At 46.1% G+C, this 3,874-nt stretch carries 3 protein-coding genes; 2 read left to right on the top strand and 1 reads right to left on the bottom strand.

The annotated features are described in order from the left end of the window. On the top strand, positions 1–2,082 hold a 2,082-nt coding region (carB, locus tag AB4653_RS01025), incomplete at its 5' end, for a carbamoyl-phosphate synthase large subunit (RefSeq protein ID WP_372103113.1). A gap of 206 nt (positions 2,083–2,288) precedes the next feature. Next, on the top strand, positions 2,289–3,068 hold the full coding sequence (locus AB4653_RS01020; protein WP_009848394.1) for a TSUP family transporter: 780 nt from the start codon (positions 2,289–2,291) through the stop codon (positions 3,066–3,068). On the opposite strand, the gene AB4653_RS01015 is transcribed toward AB4653_RS01020, so the two are convergent. Beyond that, positions 3,019–3,864 carry a LysR family transcriptional regulator gene (locus AB4653_RS01015; protein WP_102257735.1) on the bottom strand — a complete coding sequence of 282 codons (846 nt, stop codon included), beginning with the start codon at positions 3,862–3,864 and terminating at the stop codon, positions 3,019–3,021. The genes AB4653_RS01020 and AB4653_RS01015 overlap by 50 nt on opposite strands. Between the last annotated feature and the right edge of the window lie 10 nt (positions 3,865–3,874).

The following is a 3,874-nucleotide window of genomic DNA, read 5'->3' as shown; positions in this document are numbered from 1 at the left end:
GTTATGGCTATCGGCCGTAACCAACAAGAATCTCTACAGAAAGCACTTCGCGGTCTAGAAGTTGGCGCAACTGGTTTTGACGAAATGGTCGACCTAGATGCACCTGACGCACTAACGACGATTCGCCATGAGCTTAAAGAAGCTGGTTCTGACCGTATTTGGTACATCGCAGATGCTTTCCGTGCTGGTATGTCAGTTGATGGTGTATTCAACCTAACGCAAATTGACCGTTGGTTCCTAGTTCAAATCGAAGACATCGTAAAACTAGAGCAAGAACTCAAAGCGAAAGGCTTTGCTGGTCTGAATAAAGACGAGCTAATGAAGCTTAAGCGTAAAGGTTTTGCTGATGCTCGCCTATCTAAGATTCTAGGTGTAGCAGAAAGCGAAATCCGTCGTCTACGTGACCAATACGATATTCACCCAGTCTACAAGCGTGTAGATACTTGTGCGGCTGAGTTCTCTTCTGATACGGCTTACATGTACTCATCTTACGATGATGAATGTGAGTCGAACCCAACAGACAAAGAGAAAATCATGATCTTAGGCGGCGGTCCAAACCGTATCGGCCAAGGTATTGAATTCGATTACTGTTGTGTACATGCATCTCTAGCACTACGTGAAGATGGCTACGAAACAATCATGGTTAACTGTAACCCTGAGACAGTTTCGACAGACTATGATACGTCTGACCGTCTGTACTTTGAACCAGTAACTCTGGAAGACGTACTAGCAATCGTTCGTGTTGAGAAGCCAAAAGGCGTTATCGTTCAGTACGGTGGTCAAACACCACTGAAACTGGCTCGTGAGCTTGAAGCTGCTGGCGTACCAATCATTGGTACTAGCCCAGACGCAATCGACCGTGCAGAAGACCGTGAGCGTTTCCAAGTTGCTGTTGACCGTCTTGGTCTTCTACAACCAGAAAACGCGACAGTAACAACAATGGAGCAAGCGGTAGAGAAATCTCGCGAAATCGGCTTCCCACTGGTTGTTCGTCCTTCTTATGTTCTTGGTGGTCGAGCGATGGAAATCGTATACGACGAGCAAGACTTACGCCGCTACTTCAACGAAGCAGTTAGCGTTTCAAACGAATCTCCAGTACTACTTGATAGCTTCCTAGACGATGCTGTTGAAGTGGACGTTGATGCGATTTGTGACGGTGAGCGTGTTGTTATTGCGGGTATCATGGAGCATATCGAGCAAGCGGGTGTTCACTCAGGTGACTCAGCATGTTCTCTTCCGGCTTACACGTTAAGCCAAGAAATCCAAGACGTAATGCGTGAGCAAGTTGAAAAGCTAGCGTTCGAGTTGGGTGTTCGTGGTCTAATGAATACGCAGTTTGCTGTTAAGAACAACCAAGTGTACCTAATCGAGGTTAACCCTCGTGCAGCACGTACAGTGCCGTTCGTATCGAAAGCAACAGGCGCAGCAGTCGCTAAGATTGCAGCTCGTGTGATGGCAGGTCAATCGTTAGAGTCTCAAGGCTTTACGAAAGAAATCATCCCACCTTACTACTCAGTGAAAGAGGTTGTTCTTCCGTTCAACAAATTCCCTGGTGTTGATCCACTGTTAGGCCCAGAAATGCGCTCTACTGGTGAAGTTATGGGTGTTGGCGCAACGTTTGCTGAAGCATACTCTAAAGCTGAATTGGGTTGTGGTCACATCTACCCTGAAGGTGGTCGTGCATTGCTTTCTGTTCGCGAAGGCGACAAAGAGCGTGTTGTTGACCTAGCATCTAAGCTATCTAAGCTTGGTTACCAGCTAGACGCAACTCACGGTACAGCTGTTATCCTTGGCGAAGCGGGCATTAACCCACGTCTAGTAAACAAGGTACACGAAGGTCGTCCTCACATTCTTGACCGTATCAAGAACAACGAGTACACGTACATCGTGAACACTGCGGCTGGCCGTCAAGCGATTGAAGATTCTAAAGTTCTTCGTCGTGGCGCATTGGCTGAGAAAGTGAACTACACGACTACGCTAAACGCAGCATTCGCGACTTGTATGGCGCACACTGCAGACGCAAAAACGTCAGTAACTTCAGTTCAAGAGCTACACGCACAAGTTAAAGCTTCTCTAGCTTAATAGACTAACGCGTATCGCTGTTAAGCGGATATAAATGCTCAAAGCCCACTCTTCGGAGTGGGCTTTTTTATGTCTGTTATCTGGTGAAAATCTGGTGATGGCTAAATGATGAATATTTGGAATAGGTTACAATCTTGTGTTTCGTTATTGCTCATCTGCAGTGAGTGGTAACTTGTCGCTATACGAGAATTTAAGGCGTTGGGTATATGGAAATCACTCTAGAAATATTGGCTATCTTGTTTGTTGTTGCAACGGCGGCAGGCTTTATTGATGCAATGGCTGGCGGCGGTGGATTGTTGACTCTACCTGCATTGCTAGCGGCCGGAGTGCCACCAACGCAAGCACTGGCAACCAATAAACTTCAAAGCTCATTTGGTAGTTTTTCTGCCAGTTGGTATTTCGTGCGCAACGGCATCGTTAGTATTAAAGAGATGCGCCTCGCGATCTTTTGTACTTTTATTGGCTCTGCAATTGGTGCCGAGTTAGTCCAGCACATTGATGCGAGTTTACTGACTAGCGTGATACCGCTGCTGCTTATCGCTATCTCTCTCTATTTCCTGTTAGCACCCCAAACTAGAGCGTCTGAAGGAAAGCAGAAGATCTCTGAGGCGATGTTTGCTTTGTGTATTGGTGGCGGAGTTGGCTTCTACGATGGCTTTTTTGGCCCAGGAACAGGTTCAATTTTCACGGTATGTTTTGTCGCTATCGGTCACTTCTCTTTAGTGGATGCAACGGCACGCACCAAGATACTTAACTTCACATCGAATATAGCCGCATTGATCTTCTTTATTTTAGCTGGCTTGCCAATTTGGGAATTAGGATTAGTGATGGCAGTTGGTGGTTTTATGGGCGCTCAACTTGGCGCTAAAGTAGTGGTAACAAAAGGGCAGAAATGGATTCGCCCTCTTGTGATCGTGATGTCGATGTTAATGGCGTCTAAACTGCTTTGGGAACAGCATCAACAATGGATTCTATCAGTATTTTAACTCGCGGAGATTGATAGCTGTTTGGTCTCACACAGATATGAATCGGTCTAATCAATCCTTGCAATTCGGGAAAGCTAAACAGGTATTGAGGCTTAATGTTGAGTGTTTTTACGATAGAAAGCGGGATCAAAGCCGGCCCCGTTCCTCCTAGCGCTAGCTGGGCTGCTGCGGTATAGGCATCCATCTCCATCAAGGGTTTAATACCAAACTTTTCTAACACTGAGAGCTGATAAGAGTTGGCAGGGTTGGTCATATCGTTGGTAATCACCAATGGAGGAAGCTCCGTTAGCGGCGACTTACTCACTATGTAAAACGGCTCATCAAATAGATGGAAGGTCATCAATCCATGATGCGGCGGCAGTAAGCCAGCACACAACCCCAAGGTCGCCTTACCAGACTGCACTCGCTCGATAATTCTTGGTGTATGGTTAGTGGTGATGGTGATGTATTTATCTTGCTGGATAAATTGGCCCATCATCTCACCTAAATAACCCGCTATCAGAGACTTAGAGCTATCTAAAGTAATGAGAGTGGTATCTTCCAACTCTTGCTGTTCATAAATAAGCCCTCTAAGTTCATTGAATGTAGGGCCTATGCTCTCGATTAATGCAATCGCATCCGGCGTCAGTTTTATCTGTCGGCCACTCGGCTCGATGAGCTTTTTACCTAGCTTCTTTTCTAAATTCGCAATCCGTTTGCTGACCGCTGATTGGCTGATATAAAGCAAACTGCCTGTGCGGCTCATGGTTTTTGCTTTACTCAGCACCAATAGAGTTTCGATTCCTTCGAGTAACATTGAGTGATAT

This window comes from Vibrio sp. 10N.222.48.A3, assembly GCF_041475345.1.
Lineage (GTDB): Bacteria > Pseudomonadota > Gammaproteobacteria > Enterobacterales > Vibrionaceae > Vibrio > Vibrio tasmaniensis_A.
Note: the sequence above shows the minus strand (reverse complement) of the source record. Positions and strands in the feature narration are given on the sequence as shown.